This window comes from Streptomyces sp. NPDC127092 (assembly GCF_042722475.1).
Taxonomy (GTDB): Bacteria; Actinomycetota; Actinomycetes; order Streptomycetales; family Streptomycetaceae; genus Streptomyces.
In genome coordinates this window covers 91,553-106,655 of sequence record NZ_JBHXFE010000018.1, presented here as the reverse complement: position 1 = coordinate 106,655, position 15,103 = coordinate 91,553, and the positions used below count along the sequence as shown (strand labels likewise).

General features: G+C 67.5%; 10 protein-coding genes. 2 read left to right on the top strand and 8 right to left on the bottom strand.

Going from position 1 to position 15,103, the window contains the following annotated elements:
• The first annotated feature begins 72 nt into the window (after nucleotides 1–72).
• The gene (locus tag ACFWJO_RS17350; RefSeq protein ID WP_386865917.1) at nucleotides 73–1,299 is read left to right on the top strand and encodes a threonine synthase; all 1,227 of its coding nucleotides are present in this window, start codon (nucleotides 73–75) and stop codon (nucleotides 1,297–1,299) included.
• Here the strand turns inward: ACFWJO_RS17350 and ACFWJO_RS17345 are convergent.
• The 3 genes from ACFWJO_RS17345 to ACFWJO_RS17335 form a co-directional block, all read right to left on the bottom strand.
• A complete protein-coding gene (locus ACFWJO_RS17345) occupies nucleotides 1,284–1,766 on the bottom strand; it encodes a cupin domain-containing protein (RefSeq protein ID WP_384420056.1) in 483 nt (160 codons plus the stop codon). The genes ACFWJO_RS17350 and ACFWJO_RS17345 overlap by 16 nt on opposite strands.
• 14 nt (nucleotides 1,767–1,780) lie before the next feature.
• Nucleotides 1,781–2,116, bottom strand: a complete 336-nt coding sequence (locus tag ACFWJO_RS17340) for a hypothetical protein (RefSeq protein WP_386865915.1) — start codon at nucleotides 2,114–2,116, stop codon at nucleotides 1,781–1,783.
• A gap of 73 nt (nucleotides 2,117–2,189) precedes the next feature.
• A complete protein-coding gene (locus tag ACFWJO_RS17335; protein ID WP_386865913.1) occupies nucleotides 2,190–2,912 on the bottom strand; it encodes a DUF4232 domain-containing protein in 723 nt (240 codons plus the stop codon).
• A 283-nt stretch (nucleotides 2,913–3,195) separates the two neighbouring features.
• On the opposite strand from ACFWJO_RS17335, the gene ACFWJO_RS17330 reads away from it, so the two are divergent.
• Nucleotides 3,196–3,810, top strand: a complete 615-nt coding sequence (locus ACFWJO_RS17330; protein ID WP_386865911.1) for an antibiotic biosynthesis monooxygenase — start codon at nucleotides 3,196–3,198, stop codon at nucleotides 3,808–3,810.
• 508 nt (nucleotides 3,811–4,318) lie between these two features.
• Here the strand turns inward: ACFWJO_RS17330 and ACFWJO_RS17325 are convergent.
• The 5 genes from ACFWJO_RS17325 to ACFWJO_RS17305 all read right to left on the bottom strand — a co-directional run bounded on the left by ACFWJO_RS17325 (nucleotide 4,319) and on the right by ACFWJO_RS17305 (nucleotide 14,966).
• Nucleotides 4,319–6,469: an AIPR family protein gene (locus tag ACFWJO_RS17325; RefSeq protein WP_386865909.1), complete on the bottom strand. Its 2,151-nt coding sequence runs from the start codon at nucleotides 6,467–6,469 to the stop codon at nucleotides 4,319–4,321.
• 58 nt (nucleotides 6,470–6,527) lie between these two features.
• A complete protein-coding gene (locus ACFWJO_RS17320; protein ID WP_386865907.1) occupies nucleotides 6,528–8,039 on the bottom strand; it encodes a class I SAM-dependent DNA methyltransferase in 1,512 nt (503 codons plus the stop codon).
• A gap of 131 nt (nucleotides 8,040–8,170) precedes the next feature.
• Nucleotides 8,171–9,811 (bottom strand): N-6 DNA methylase, encoded by a 1,641-nt coding sequence (locus ACFWJO_RS17315; protein WP_386865975.1) that lies wholly within the window; start codon nucleotides 9,809–9,811, stop codon nucleotides 8,171–8,173.
• 5 nt (nucleotides 9,812–9,816) lie between these two features.
• Nucleotides 9,817–11,301 (bottom strand): restriction endonuclease subunit S, encoded by a 1,485-nt coding sequence (locus ACFWJO_RS17310; RefSeq protein WP_386865905.1) that lies wholly within the window; start codon nucleotides 11,299–11,301, stop codon nucleotides 9,817–9,819.
• Entirely contained in the window at nucleotides 11,298–14,966 is a 3,669-nt protein-coding gene (locus tag ACFWJO_RS17305; protein ID WP_386865903.1) for a DEAD/DEAH box helicase family protein, read from the bottom strand. The genes ACFWJO_RS17310 and ACFWJO_RS17305 overlap by 4 nt, the downstream gene beginning before the upstream one ends.
• Nucleotides 14,967–15,103: the final 137 nt, after the last annotated feature.

The window sequence follows — 15,103 nt, the reverse complement described above, 5'->3', positions numbered from 1 at the left end:
AAAGATTGACCGATCCATAGGAATCACACAAGAGTTCCGAGCGTCCCGTAACGCCGCCGCCACACGACTGCCATGCTGGGGATCATGACCGACTACGTGTGCCCCCGGTGCCGTACGCGGGCGCCCGGCACCGCCCTCACCTGGTGTTGTCCGCGCTGCCACGGCCCCTGGGACCTCGCGTACGCCGCCGCTCCGGTCTCACTCCGGTCACTGACGTCACTTCCGCCACGTGTGAATTCCTTGTGGCGTTACGCGGAGGCACTGCCGCTCGCGACCGGAGCGACGGGGGCGGCAGGGGCGGCGGAGGCTACCGGGGCGACGGGGAGGGCGGGGGCTACCGGGACGGCAGGGGCGGCCGGCGCGCCGCCGGTGACGCTCGGCGAGGGCCGTACTCCGCTGGTCCCGCTCACCGACACCGTTTCGGCCAAACTCGACTTCCTCATGCCGACGTTGTCCTTCAAGGACCGGGGCGCCGTGATGCTCGCCGAGCTGGCCCGCCGGCTCGGGCCGCGCACCGTGATCGCCGACAGCAGCGGCAACGCGGGCACGGCCGTCGCCGCGTACTGTGCGCGGGCCGGCCTCGACTGCTCCGTCTACGTACCGGAGGGGACCTCCCCGAAGAAGCTGGAGCAGATCCGCGCCCACGGCGCCCGCACGGTCCTCGTCCCCGGCGACCGCGAGGCCACCGCGCGGGCGGCGCGCGCGGCGGCCGGCGAGCCCGGCGTCTTCTACGCCTCGCACGTGTACAACCCGCACTTCCTGCACGGGACGAAGACCTACGCGTACGAGCTGTGGGAGGAGCTCGGCGGCCGGCTGCCCGACACCCTCGTCCTGCCGGTCGGCAACGGGACGCTGCTGCTCGGCGTCGCCCTTGCGGTCGAGGAGCTGTACGGCCACGGGCTCGTCGACCGCCGGCCGGTCCTCGTCGCCGTCCAGGCCGAGGCGGTCTCCCCGCTGGCCGCGGCCTTCCACGCGGGCGCGGAGGAGCTGCCGGGCCCCGCGGAGGTCCGGCCCACCCTCGCCGAGGGCATCGCGATCCCGGCACCGCCCCGCGCGGCACAGATCCTGCGGGCGGTACGGGAATCCGGCGGAACCTTCCGCACGGTGACGGAGGAGCAGCTCCGGGCCGCCCAGCTCGACCTTGCACGGCGCGGACTGTACGTGGAGCCGACCGGCGTCGCCTGCTGGGCGGCCGTACGGGCCGCGCCCGAGCGCCCGGGCACGACCGTCGTCCCGCTGTGCGGCGCGGGGGCGAAGACCGGCCTGGCGGCCGGAGCCGGCGGTCAGTCCGTCCAGTAGGTGTCGTGCCTGACGAAGAACTCCGTGCGCTCCTCGTCCGTCATCCCGGCCACCGTCGAGACCTTCTCGAAGTACTCCTCGCGGGGCGCGCCCGGCGCGAACAGCAGCAGCATGGAGGCGGGTTCGTCGGAGTCGTTGCGGAAGGCGTGCAGGCCGCCGGTGGGCACGTACAGGAAGTCGCCCTTCTCGGCGTCGACCCAGCGCTCGCCGTCGTAGAGCCGCACCGTCCCGTCGAGGATGAAGAAGGTCTCGGAGATGGTGCGGTGGAAGTGGGTCGACGGGCCGCCGGCCTTGGCCTGCATGTCGATCCGGTAGAGGCCGAACTCCCCGCCGGTGGAGGCGGTGGTGGCGAGGTAGTGGGTCCGCGTCCCGCCCGGGGACACGAACTCCGGGGGCGTACCGGCGGGCCGGAAAGCGGCACTGATCTCGCCGCTCTCCCCGTGGTAGCGGGCTTCGGGGTACGACATGGGTCCTCCGTTCGTCAGGCGACCGGTCCGGCCGCCCCCTGTTCGTACCCGATCTCCGGCACCCGCACCTCCAGCCACAACGATCCCACCCACCCCGCTGTGAGCAGCGTCACGATCACGGCGAGGGCCAGGACGGCCGGGGAGCGGCGGCGGAACAGCGCCCAGGCACCGAGGGCGAGGGCCGGGATGCCGAGCAGCATCGCCGGCAGTTCCAGCCAGACCACGCTGAAGTCCCGTCCCTCGCCCTCGAATCCGCCGGTCAGGGCGGGAGTCGCGCCGAGGCCCCACACCACGAGCGCGACACCGAACCCGCCGAGCACGGCCAGGCAGCCGATTCCGTCCTTCTTCATGCGAGGAAGGACGCCGGACCTCCGCGCGACGGTTCGGCCTTCGCCCGGTGGTCCGGCCTTCGCCTGGCCTGAATCAGAACTCGTCGGCGCCGTTGCGGAGTTCCGGAGTCCAGTAACCGGTCCTCGCGGCCGCCTCGTCGACGGCCAGACCGCCGGCCGGGGCCTTGACGACGACGCTGCCCTCGGCGGCGGCGCTGCCGGTGAAGAGGTTCACGTGGAAGGAGGTGACGACCTTGTTGTCCTCGTGGGCTCCGCCGAGGGCGATCCGCACGTTGGCGTACGCCGGGGCCCCGGGCTCGAGCACCACGGGCGCGGCCGGCCTGCTCTTGGCCACGGCCGGGACGTCCTTCGCCGTCTGGATCTCGCCGAAGGCGATCAGCGGATAGCCGTCGAGGCGGCAGACCCGCCCGGAGGTGTTGGTGGCGGTGAGCACGACGTGCTCGGTGGGCGTCTCGTCCGCCTTGGCGGCGGTGATCCGCACGTCCTTGTAGGTGCAGGAGGCGGGGGCCCGGGAACCGGACGAGGCGGCGTTCTTGGCGTTCTTGGCGGCGCCGCCGGAGGCGGATGCGCCCGAGGCGGAGGCCGAGGAAGAGGACGACGACGAGGACGAGGACGACGACGGGGAAGAGGACGAGGAGGAAGAGGGCGCGGAGGAAGACGAGGACGTCTCCGAGGGCGAGGTGTGCGCGGCGCCCTCGTCCCGGGTCCCGCCCTCGTCCCCGCCGCAGGCGGTCAGTCCCAGCGAGAGGACGGCGGCGGCGACGGCCAGGACGGTGTGGGTGCGCTTCGTACGCATGGTGGTGTTCCCCCGTATGACTGAGCGGTCGATCGGTCTGTCTGTGTGCGGGTCGGTCGCCGGCACCCCATCTGGATGCCGACTGCACACTGCACCTACCTTCCCGGCCGCCCTTGCCGTCCCGCTTGCGTGCGGCTAACGCCCCGCTGTCGTCACCCCGCGCGGGCACGCCACGGTCACCTGAATGTCCCCCGCCACGTTGCCTCGCCTCGGCCCCGGCCATCGCATGAAGGGAGCACGCGGGCCCGGACCGGCGGGACCACGGAAGGCAGGAAGAGGCGCTATGTACGTTCGCACCATCTACATGACAGGTGACCCGGCCAAGCTCGACGGGGTCGCGGAGGCGGTCAGGACCGAGGGACGCGAGCTGCTGTCGGCGCAGCCGGGCTTCCGCGGGATGGGCCTGTTCGCCGACCGCGAGCTCGGCAAGCTCCTGGTGGGTTCCTGGTGGGAGGACGAGTCCTCCCGACGGGCGAGCGACGAGGCGCTGAGCAAGCGCCGGGCCGAGATGATGGCGCCCTTCGCGCAGACCGTGGCGATCGACAACTGGGAAGCACCGATCGCCCGGCGCGCGGAGGAGCTGGGCCCTGGCGCGTGCTTCCGCCTGGCCCGCCTGGACGTCGCCCCGGGCGACGTCGACCTGCTGGTGACCACTTTCCGCGACACGGCCCTCCCCAGGGTCCAGAAGGTCCCGGGCCTGGCCGGCATGTCCCTCCTCGTGGACCGCGAGCACGGCAGAGCGGCCGTCGGCGCCCTCTACACCGACCGCGACGCCCTCGTGGCCTCCCGGGGCGCCGTCGCGGCGATCCGCGGAGAGTCCGAGACCAAGGCCCGCGTGACCACCCGGAGCCTGGAGGAGTTCGAGGTGATCCTGGCCACGGCGGTCCCTCACGCGTGAACGGAGGGGCCTTACAACGATCGTCATAGGAGCTGTACGACGCCGGGGCGCTCATCGCCATCGATAACGACGATCGACGCATGTGGGCCCGCCACAGCCTGGCCCTGGAAGACGGCCGGGACATCCACGTCCCGTCCGTCGTCGTCAGCCAGGCATGGCGGGACTCCCGCCGCCAGGTCAGACTCGGCAAGTTCTCGCCGGGTGCCACGTCGTACTCGTCGGCCTCGAAACCGCCCAAGCCGCGGGCATCCTCTGCGGCAAGGCTGGCACTTCCGACATCGTCGACGCCACCGTCGTGACCATGGCAGCCAGCCTCGGCGCCATTATCTGGACCTCAGACCCGGACGACATCCGCACCCTCATCGACGCCCAGGACATCAAGCCTGCCCCCGTCATCCGCACCGTCTAGCAACTGATGTGCCCCGGGTCCGATGCAGTCGGGGCACATCAAACTCCACGAAACCGGGGTCGGCTCAGGAATCCGGCACTAGCTGGTGGCAACCAGCCCCTACACCTCAAGGTTTGTCAGGAGACGTTCGGCGAGTTCGGCAAGGGTTTCGCCATCCTGAGTCATCCAGCGGGCGGTGCCCTGGTTGGAAACCGGTCGTCCCTCCCAGCCGGCCAGTTCCCACATGCGGGAAACCAGGCCGCTGGGCGAGTAGCGCTGGCGGTCGTACTCCCAGATGAGGGCCTTGCCGGTCTCCCCTGTCCACGAGGCACGCGAGCGGCTCTCATCTGCTGCGAGCCAAGTGTCCAGTGCTTCTTGCTCGGCTGGTACGTAGAGGTTTAGGCGAAGGGGTGCGCCTTCCGGGAGTGCCCCTTGGTTGACGATGACGTGGACCGAGTTGGGGCGGCGCGGCTTGCGGGGCCGCTCTTCCTTGCGGAGGTACGGGGACACGTCCTGTGTCTGGCCTCCTGCGGACAGCACGTCCAGGACATCGGTCACGAGCGCTGCGCACGCAGCGTCGTCGATGCACACTCGCTTGAGGTCCGAGCGGGTTCCGTGCCGGGAGTCCAGTACGCCGAGCATCACGGGTACGGTGCGCTCCAGCAGTTCGGAGATCCGGTTGCTTGCCTTGACGAACCAGGTGGCGGTGGGGTCCGCGGGGTCAGGCTCGCCTATGCCCGCGTCTTCTGCGAGCAATTGGCGAAAGACGAGGTGGGTGAGGAGGAAGGCTCCGTCGTCGATGACGGCGGCTCCCCGCTTCTCGTACTCGTCGCGCACGGTACGTAGGGCTTTGCGGGTCTCGCGGAGGACGCGTACGGCGTTCCAGACCTCGAAGACTCCGGGTACGGAACGGAACAGCGGGTCGTAGATGGATCCGCTGCCTCGCTGCCATATCACGTCGGTGGAATCGGCCGCCACCAGCCGGGCCGTGAAACGGCTGGCGGAGTGTGCGCAGGCCAGAGCACACGCAGCCTCGACGACGGAGCAACCCTCGTCCCCTTGGGGCTCCAGTTCGCCTCGACGGACGCTGTACACCAGGTCTAGTTCGGCCCTGAACTCCTCGATCAGGACGGCCTGCACGGGGTCCAGGGCGATGCGGTCGCGGTCGGTGATGTGGTTCTGCCGGTTGGTGGCCTGGGTGGTGCGCTGGGCGAAGTCGGTGTCCCCGCCGGTAACGATGATGCGGACCCCGACCTCGGCCGACTCAGCCTGCTCGTCCTCTTTCGCCGCGTCGATGACGGCCCGTACGGTCTGCGCCCCGTTCACCACGCTCGCACCGTGCGCGGTGAGGCGGAGTGGGAGACGTTCCGGCTGCTTCTTGGATCCCTTCTCGATCTCCAAGGAGTCGCACAGAATGGTGATGCCGTTATTGAAGTACCAGAAGTTGGCGGGCTCTTCGGTGAGCGTCTCCACCAGCTCGCTGTTGATGGGGGTCAGCCCCAGCGGGTTGCGGATGTTGTGGTCGAAGAGTCGGTTACCGTACTCCCCCCATTCCACGATTTGCTCTGCCTGCACCACGCCTTGGTAGGCCTGTTGGTCGGAGGGCGAGCATGCGAACCATGGAGACATCGTCACTTCGAGGGTGATCGGCTCGGGCCTCTGGTCGTCACGGGCTCGCGCGTAGATCTCCGGCGAGTGGATCACACGGTGGAAGATGTGGGTTCCGTCATGGTTGAAGTCATCCTCCCCGTTCTTGATGGCCTGGCGTACCCCTGGGGCGAGTTCCTTCGTGCCCATGAGGACGATCACCTGGGTCACCTTGGTCAGGTCCGAGCCCAGCAGCGACTTGGCCTGCTCGGCCAGGACGCGACCGCGCGGATTGAACTGGCGGGATTCCCCCGCGTCAATCAGGGTGAGCCCTGAGAACAGTTTGAGGACTGCGGTTTCATCGGCTTTGGCGGTGCCGGTCTCGCTCCACTTGGACTGGACGAGGTAGATGTGCGCGGCGTCCTGGTCAACGGCGATCGCGTCGATTCCCTGGTCCTGGCCGCCGTCGATGACGCAGGCCGCCGCCTCGGCGGGCGTCCAGTCGGTCACCATGCGCACAGCATGCGCGGCGAGGGCACGGGACCGCCGCGCGATGACGAGGTCGTCCGGCCTGCGATTGCCGAAGTCGCTCATGTCGATGAGGCCTCCGTACGTCGCGTCGAGGAAGTTGGCGACTTGGCGGACCTGGGTGGGAACGTCGGGGCGGCGCGGAGGGGTGCTCATGGTTCTCCCGTGCGGGGCTGTCAAAAGTAAGGGGCGTGGGGAACGCGGAGGGTGCGCGTCACTGGCCAGGGGCGAGTGAGTCGACGACGGCCTGGAAGCTGCTGCTCGCATTGTTCAGTTCGGCGACGATAGAGGCCGCGATGTCGCGTGGGGAACCGAGGTCCTGCTGGTCTTCGGTGAGGTCGGCCCAGAGCTCCAGGCTGGTGCTGGGGCGGGCCAAAAGATCGGCTACGGGGTACGGCTTGAACTGGCGTGACGGGGTACGGCTGCTGTGGTCGGGGTCGTCCGGGCGGTAGGCGGCGAGGAAGTCGGACAGGTCGCCCTCGGTGAGCGGGTTGCCGGTGTCCGTGCGGTGGTTGCCGGTGCGGGCGTCGTAGACCCACAGGGCGCGCGTGGCGGGCTCGCCGCTGGGGCGAGGGGCGGACTTGGTGAAAAAAATGATGTTCGCCTTGGAGTTGGTGCCCCGGAAGATGCCGGTGGGCAGACGCAGCAGAGTGTGCACGTCGCAGTTGAGGAGCAGATTGCGGCGTACGGTGGCCGCGGCGCCCTTACCGAATAGCACGCTGTCGGGGGCGAAGACGGCGGCTCGCGCACCTTGCGGCAAGGTGATGGCGATGTGCTGGAGGAAGTTGGTGGGAAGGTCCGCCTTGGGCGCCCAGAAGTCGTCGCGGTGGGTGGTGTCAACGGCCGCGTCGGTGCTCTTGAAGGGCGGGTTGCACAGAGCCGCGGTCGCGGCGACATCCCGGTCCTGCCGCTGAATGGCCCTTCCTCTGCGAGAAAGGGAGTCCGAACGCTGTATCGGGGGAATCCCCGCGAACAGCCGGCGGGTGTTGAGGAGCACATTCATGGTGGCGAGACGGCACATCTGGGGATCGATGTCGGCTCCCGCGATGGCGGAGTCGTCCACCTTGGTGCCGTGGCTCTCCATTTCCCGATGGGCGGCGATCAGCGTGCTGCCAATGCCGCAGGCCGGGTCGATGATCCGGTCGTCCGGGGTGAGGGCGAGGGCCTTGGCGACCACGGCGAGGAGCGGCGGTGGGGTCAGGAACTGCCCAGTCTCGCGCTTCTTGAGCATGTCGTCGTAGCAGTCGGAGAGAAGTTGGGCGAAGGCCCGTCCGAGCTCGCCGTCGGGGACCTGGGCCCAACGGTATGGGTTGATCTCCTCGGTGATGAGCTGTCGCAGCTCGCTCATCCGGTCGATGTTCCACGGCTGTGCGTCATGGAAGATGACGCTGGCCGTGGTGCGGCGCTGGTTGTCCGGTGCCGGCGCGCCGAGCGTGCGCATGATGTGGGCCAGGTAAGTGTGCAGGTCTTCGCCGCCGCGTTCGACCAGGTGTGGCCAGGTGTCGATCGACGGCGCGACCGGACGGGAGGCGAACTTGCCGGGCCGGTTTGCGCGTTCGTGGTCGAGCTTGAGGAAGAGCAGGTAGGCGATGTGCTCAGCGAACTCGATCTTTGTCAGGGCCCGGGTGCTGGTCTTGTCGTTGTAGAACGCCCACCAGCGGCGGACGATCGATTCGGCGGTCCAATCTCCCTCAAGCTGCCCACCCTGCGACGGAATCCCCGACATCCCACTCATGCTTCCGGACCCAGTACTGCCCCGCCCCGTACCCATACCGTTCTGCTTCCCTCCGCTGTCACCCGAGTTCGGGCCACGGCCGGTTGCCTCCCGGCCCGGACTCGGGTGACGGAAGGGCGGGCCTACCCTGCGCGGGCTTCCCCTGCTTCATCGCTGTCGTCGTCGGTGGTGCTTGTCGTTCCCGTGACGCACTCCGGGGCAGCCTCTTTCTTCAGAGCACGGGCCACGGTAGTGAACTCGGCCAAAGCGGCCTCCAGTTCGTCCACGATCTCCTGGGCAATCACGTCAGGCGACGCGAGGGCCGTATTCGTGGAGTTCGTTCCCGATCGGAGGACGGTCAGGTCGAGATTCACCTTGTCACGAGTGATCAGTTCTTCGTAATCGTAAGCCTGGAAGCGATCAGTGGGCTTGCGAGCGGAGAAATCGGTGCCGCCCGAGTGGAAGGCGGCGACGAAGTCGTCCAGGTGCTCGCGGCGCAGCTGCCGCTGCTTGAGGGTGAACCGCTGGTCGGTGCGGAAGTCGTAGACCCACAGCTGCCTGGTGCCGGGGCGGCCTCCGGTGCTCTGGCCGGTCTTGTCGAAGAACAGGACGTTGGCCTTGACACCGTTGGCGTAGAAGATGCCAGTAGGCAGGCGCAGCAGCGTGTGCACATCGCACAGGTTCAGCAGGTTGCGGCGGATCGTCTCGCCGGCACCTGACTCGAAGAGCACGTTGTCGGGGAGGACGACGGCTGCCCGGCCGTTGGTCTTCAGCAGGTTGTAGATGTGCTGGACGAAGTTGAGCTGCTTGTTGGTGGTCTGAGTCCAGAAGTCCTTACGGGCGGTGTACGCCTCGCCCGTCACCGACCCGACGCCGAAGGGCGGGTTGGCGAAGACGACGTCGTAGAACCGAGAGGGAGACTTCGCCAGGGAGTCCTGCACGGTGATCAGCGGCTTGGCCTCGGACGTGCCGATGTTGTGCAGCAGCATGTTCATCAGCGCCAGACGGGCGGTCTCCCGGACCAGCTCGTAGCCGGTGATCGCACCGGTCTGCAGCTTGCGGCCCTCGTCACCGTAGAGCTGTTCCTGGTAGTGCTGATTGAGGTGGGCATGGGCGGCGATGAGGAAGCCGCCGGTTCCGCAGGCCGGGTCGGTGATGGTCTCGCCGACCTGGGGCCGGACACAGTCGACCATTGCGTCGATGACAGGGCGGGGAGTGAAGTACTGGCCGGCGCCGGTCTTGCGGTCCTCGGCGCCGCGCTGCAGCAGGCCCTCGTACGCGTCGCCCTTGAGGTCCTGGTCCTCGGTGGTCCAGCGGTACGGATTGATCAGGTCCTTGATCAGCCGCTCCAGGACGGCCGGTTCGTGGACCTTGTTGCTCGACTTGGCGAAGACCTCACCGAGCATGGTGCCGCCGCGCGAACCAAGGTCCTTGAGGATGAACTCGTAGTGATCGAGCAACGCGTCGCCTGAGCGGGTGGTCAGGCTCGCCCAGTCCCGGCCCGGAGGAACGAGAGGCTCGTCCGGCAGGTTGCGGCGGAACTTGGCAGGGCGGTTTGCCCGCTCGTCCGCCATCTTCAGGAAGAGGAGGTACGTGAGCTGCTCGACGTAGTCGAGAGTGGAGACCCCGGAGTGGCGCAGGAGCTCGCAGTACGACCAGAGTCGGTTGACGAGAGTGCTGGTCGACTCGGCCGCGGTCGCCCTGGGCGTGGACTGACGCCCAAGGAGAACAGTTTCCTGGGGCGAGTCATGCGCCGGGGCGGTGGCTGGCTTGTCGGTGCTCATGGTGCTCACAGGGGCAGTTCTCCTTGACCGGGGTCGCCGGTCGACTTGCTGGTGCGCGGGGTACGGCGGCGCGTGCTCTTCGTGCTGGCGGCAGAGGAGCGCTGAGCGCGGATGCGGTCGAGCAGCGCGGAGGCGGGCTCGTCGGTGGGGTCCTGGGGGACGAGGGTGCCGGTGAAGGCGGCGTGGAGTAGAGCGGCGCGGAGGTTGACCACCTCAGCAGCTTGTCTATCCAGGGCGTCCCTCAGCACACCCACCTGCGCAATCTTCTCACGAATTGCCGACGCGATTCGTTCTTGCTCGTCATAGGACCCAGGTACCGGGATTCTGGCAGACTTCACAACTCCTTGAGAAATGTTCCGCATAGAATCGCTGGTTCCTGTAGCGGCGTCGGAGTATTGCTCGCGCACATACCGGGAAGAAAGCACTTCAAGAAGCCACTCGCGACTCACTCCGTCCTTGGGGACAAGGCGCAAGCTTTTATCGCTCAGTAGAAGTTTTCTGCGGACGGGGCCAACCAGAACGGGTGCACCAACATATTCCACGGTGTTTGCCCGACTTAGCAAGATGTCGCCGTTGCAGATTTCAAAAACAGGGTTTACTTCGCGCCCTTCCGGGACGGCCTTGTTCTCGTCTGCTCGAAATTCTCCCCAGGTCATAGCGCTAACTTTGATAATGGCCCACTCGTCTTCGTGGGCGGCCCTGGGGAGGCAGGTGAACGACTTTCCGGCCTCAATTCTCTGTAGAACGTCGCCGACTGTCCCCCATCGCCACTCCTGCGGCAATTCCTTGTCGGGGTTCGTCCGAATCTCTTGCGACCGGATCTGGCTGATGAGCTCAGTCAGCTTGTTTGCGGCGCGAGCGAGGGATGACTCGCCCGCCTCGATGTGAGCTAGCTGCTCATCAAGTTGTGCAACGATGCGGTGCTGTTCGGGGAGAGGGGGAACCGCAATCGTTGTGTCAAGCAGTACTTTCCGCGACACACTTGCCTGGTTTACGTGGTTGTTCAAGACAGTCCTGAAGTGTCCGGTCGACCACAATGTATGGAGCTGAATTGCCAGAAATCGGCTATCGAGCCCCGCCGGGGGACGAAGGCGCGTCATGTGGTTGGAGTACGCCAAGGGCTCGTCTGAGTTAACCCAGGCTGTCTTTCCTACGAGTGCCGGGCTGTTGGTGTTGTTGAAGAGAACGTCTCCACGCTGCACACGGCGCTCCGACTCGTCCTCAACGAAGCGTGCGTCGGAGATGTCGATGACGCCGTGACGTGTGATGTTCATCGGACGTAGGTGCAGGACGCCATTGCCATCGCGATTGTGTTTCCCGCTGGCAAATCCTGGCTGAACCTCGACGCCAAGCTCGCCAAGCGTCGCACGAGCCCAACCTTTTGGCAGGTCCGACTCGCCTCCGCCACTCACCATTCCGGAATTCCCGCCCCCCGAGGCCGCGCCCCCGGTTTCCCTGATTTCCGCGACGTCCACGGCGGTCCCCGTCACGCGCTCAGCTCCCTGTCGAGTTCGTCGATGATGTGTTCTGCCTGTCGTTCGCCGAATTCGGCGAGGAAGCCGTCCGTGCCGTTACGGGCGGCAAACGGGGCATAGTCGAGGTCGGCGGTGTCGAAGCGTACACGTTCGATCGTGGCGGCTGCGATGTGGTCGAGCCACCAGCGCTGACGGTCGCTGAAATGGACGCCTGCCTGATGCTGGCGGGTGAGCCAGGCCGCGTAGCGTTCGCGGACGCGTTCCTCGTGCGGGATCGGCTGGGGGGCGCCGCGTTCGGCCCCGCCGGCGAGTTCGTAGCGGAGCAGGGCGAGGAGGTCGGCTGCGGTCCGGCGCGTCTGAGCACCGTGTAGGGCTTCGCCGACCTGCTCGTAGGCGGTCCACAGGCGGTCCGGGGTCCAGGCGCGTGGGGGACGGGCGATGGCACGGGCCACGTTCTGCAAGCGTCGCAGGGCGTCAGCCGGTGGGGTGTCGGAGCCGGCGTTGAAGGCGATGGCGAGGGCGGCGATTTCATCGCGGTTGTCGTCGATGTACTGCCGCCAACTGGTGACGACGTCGCGGGAGGCCGCCTCGTCCTCCACCACGGCACCTGCTGTGACCAGCTCGTCTCGGCTGGTCTCGTCGTAGAGGATGTCCTTGGCACGACGCATCTCCAGCAGCCTGGCACGCAGCTTCGGGGCGGCGGCGATGGGCTGGACGGCGTGGTCGATGAGCGCCCGCACCTCCCGCTCGGGGTCGCGGCCAGTGAGGTGGGCGGCGTCCCGTACTTTCTGCTGGTCGTCGGCCGAGACCGCGCGGACCATGCCGTGAATGATCTCCTTGAGGGGGCGGCCGCCGGTGAGCTGCTCGATCTCGCCGCGCTCCTCAGGGGTCATCTGGATGTCGAGTTTGGCAAGACGGGCGGCGAGGGTGGAGACCTCTTCCTCCTCGATGGTGCCGGCCCCAGCCTTCCGTAGCAGCTTCTCCAAACTGACCTGCTTCTCGGTGTGGCGCTCCAGAGGGGCCGCGTCGACCTTCTTCTTCCGGGTGACGCCCACCGCGTCGACAATGACGAAGCGGGTCTTGGGGCCGACGCCGGGCGTCACCTTCTCGAACTCGGTGAGAGAGAGAGTGCGGGCGCCACGGCCCTTCATCTGCTCGAAATAAGCCCAGCTCTTCACGTCACGCAGGAAGAGTAGGCATTCCAAGGGCTTGACGTCGGTACCGGTGGCGATCATGTCGACGGTGACGGCGATCCGCAGCTGAGGCAGGTTACGGAAGTCCGCGAGGCGCTCATCAGCCTTTTTCGCCGCGTGGGTGATCTTGGCGCAGAAGTCGTTGCCCTTGCCGAAGACATCACGGACGACTTCGACGATCTCTTCGGCATGGTTGTCGTTCTTCGCAAAGATCAGGGTCTTGGGGACGTACATCTCGTCCCACAGCAGGTCACCGTTGGAACCGTCACGCTTGCCGCGCTCGGGGAAGATCTCGGTGAAGAGCCGCTCTCGGAAGGTGCGGATCACGGTGCGCAGCTGGTCCTTGCTGATGACGCCCACACCGACTTGGTTCGCGCCGTACTCGACGTCCTCGTCGAGGTCCTCGTAGCGCTGGCGTCGGGTGCGGCGGTCGCGGACCGGGATGGTGCCCTGGGCGATGACACCGCCCTGGGCCGTTATCCGGGTACCGATCTCATACACAGAGAAGTCGACGTTGACACCGTCGGCGACGGCCTCCTGGTAGGTGTACTCGCTGACCAGGTTGCCGTTGAAGTAGCCGAAGGTCTGGGCGACCGGAGTGGCGGTGAGGCCCACGATAGGCGCGTCGAAGTACTCCAGGACCGAGCGCCACTTGCCGTAGATGGAGCGGTGGCACTCGTCGACCACGATCAGGTCGAAGGACTCCGGCGGGATGTCCGGGTTGTAGCCGACCTCGACCGGGCCGGGAATGTCGTAGGGCTGTTCTTCCGCGAGGGCGCCCGTCGGGCGTTCGCCGGTCAGTTCCATGTACAGGCGTTGGACGGTGGACACGACCACCTTGGACGACGGCTTCATGCCTTCGGCGCCGAGCCGCTGGACGTGATAGAGGTCGGCGAACTTGCGGGCACCGTCGGGAGTGATGAAGTTCTCGAACTCGGCGACTGCCTGGTCGCCCAGGTTGTTGCGGTCAACGAGGAAGAGAACTCGCTCGGCGCGCGCATGCTTCAGCATCCGATACGAGAAGGTCACCGCGGTGAAGGTCTTGCCGGCGCCGGTGGCCATCTGCACCAGAGAACGGGATTGGCCCATGCCCTGCTGGCCCCGGCCGAGGGCTACGGAGTCCTCGACCCCGCGAACAGCGGAGATCTGCGCAGGGCGCAGCGGGCGTTCGTCCAGTTCGGGCATGCGCCAGCGGAGACGGGCGCGGTAGCTCGGCGCCTGTGGGTCTTCGTCGGCCTGGCGGATCCAGCGGGCCAGAGTGCGCGGCTGGTGGAAGGAGAAGATCCGACGGGTACGGGAGTCGGGGTCGAGGGTGCTGCGGAAACGGGTCTCGCCACCGTCGCTCACGTAACGGAAAGGCAGGGGTTCCTCTCGTCTCCAAGCGAGCATGCGCTGTTGGGCGTCGGTGGGGTGGTCGGCGTACCGGTCGGCCTGAGCCTCGGCAGCGGACAGGTCGGCCCCTTCGCGCTTGGCCTCGATGACACCGACCAGCTTGCGGTCCACGTACAGCGCGTAGTCGGCCCGGCCGCGTGCTGTTGTGGTCTCGCGGACGGCTACGCCGTTGCCCCGGTGGTCGCCCTGGTGCCAAAGGTTCTGCTCCGCGATGTCCTGGACCTGCCAGCCCGCCTCGGTGAGCATCTGGTCGAGGCAGGCGCGAACCTGTACCTCGGTGAGGGGCTCGCGGGCGGCCGCTTCCGCATTGTCGAGGAGGCGGGCGCGCTCCGCGACGGCGGCGGAGGCCGCCGAGCTGTCGGTGGCTTCGGCCCGGCGCTGCCGTGCGTAGTCGGCCTCCTGGGCCGCTTCGACCTGCTTCAGCTGCTCCTGGAGCGCAGCGATCGAACGGGCGAGACCCTCTTGCTCGGCGCGAGCCGCGGAGAGCTCACGTTCGGCGGCGGCCCGAGCCGCCTGCTCGGCCTCCGCCTTGGACGCCTGGTCCTGGTAAGTGAGTCGGGCCTCTTCGAGGGCCTTGCGGGCCTGGGCCACCTCATCGCGCAGACGTTGGTTGCGTGCGGCCGGCGTACGGGCCGGATCCGGGGGTACAAATGCGATCTGCTCGCGCGAGCCGGTCAGCAGGCGGTGGTACCAGACTCCGAGCCTGAAGCAGGATCGCAGGGCCCGGAATGCGTCGTCGGAGTTGTCGTGGTCACCGTGGTTGGCGTCGTTGCCGAGGGCGCGGACCTCGTGGAAGGCGGCCCCGACATTTCCGTGCAGGTACCCCTCCGTGTCGAGGGCCTTCAGCCGCTCGAACTGTGTGGTGCCCGCGTTCCTGATCCGCGCCCTGCGGACCAGGTCCGCCGCGAGCGTCTCACCGAACTGCCTCGACTTGATTAAGGAGGTATTGGGGTCGCTGAAGACGTAGCTCTCGGCTGCTGCCCCGTAAGCCACGAGCAGGGGAGTGTGCGGCAGCAGAAAGCCGAAGTTCCGCGACTGCTGGGCCAGCCTGGCCAGTTTGGCGTTATGGGTGCCGGGCGAGCCGACCGCACTCATACTGTGTCACCACTTTCTGGGGCGGGTGAGCCGCGCAGCGCGAGAAGCGCGACTTGATCGCCGTACGACCCTACTTTGGGGTGTTCGAAGGCGGGTCCATTTTTGCGTGTACCGAAGAGCGGACTTTCGGGGGTCCG